The sequence below is a fragment of the Alcanivorax sp. HI0044 genome (assembly GCF_001634945.1).
Genome location: NZ_LWEZ01001742.1, coordinates 1 through 476, shown reverse-complemented (window position 1 = coordinate 476; position 476 = coordinate 1). Strand labels below are relative to the sequence as shown.

The 476-nt window shown below is 62.0% G+C and carries 1 protein-coding gene; it reads left to right on the top strand.

All coding sequences use genetic code 11. The features are described from left to right. Positions 1 to 476 (top strand): class II aldolase/adducin family protein (locus tag A3730_RS26140; RefSeq protein WP_063539291.1); only part of this gene is annotated, 476 nt, incomplete at both ends.

The following is a 476-nucleotide window of genomic DNA, read 5'->3' as shown; positions in this document are numbered from 1 at the left end:
TCGCCCTGCACGGCTGGGATGATCTTATCTTTACCCACCTTTCCGCCCGCATCCCCGGCGACGAGCATCATTTCCTGATCAACCCCTACGGCATGATGTTCGACGAGATCACCGCCTCCAGCCTGGTGCGCGTGGATCAGGAAGGTAACAAGCTCGACGACAGCGATTACGACATCAACCCGGCCGGGTTCACCATCCACAGTGCTATCCACGCCGTGCGCGACGATGCCGCCTGTGTCATGCACACCCACACCACCGCCGGCGTCGCCGTCTCCGCCCAGCAGGAAGGTTTACTGGCCCTGTCGCAACAAAGCCTGTTTCCGCTGGCCAGCCTGGCCTATCACGACTACGAAGGCGTGGCCCTGCGCGATGACGAAAAAGCGCGCCTGCAAGCCGACCTGGGCGACGCCAACTTTATGATCCTGCGTAACCATGGCCTGCTCACCGTGGGCAGCACCATCGCCGACACCTTCCTG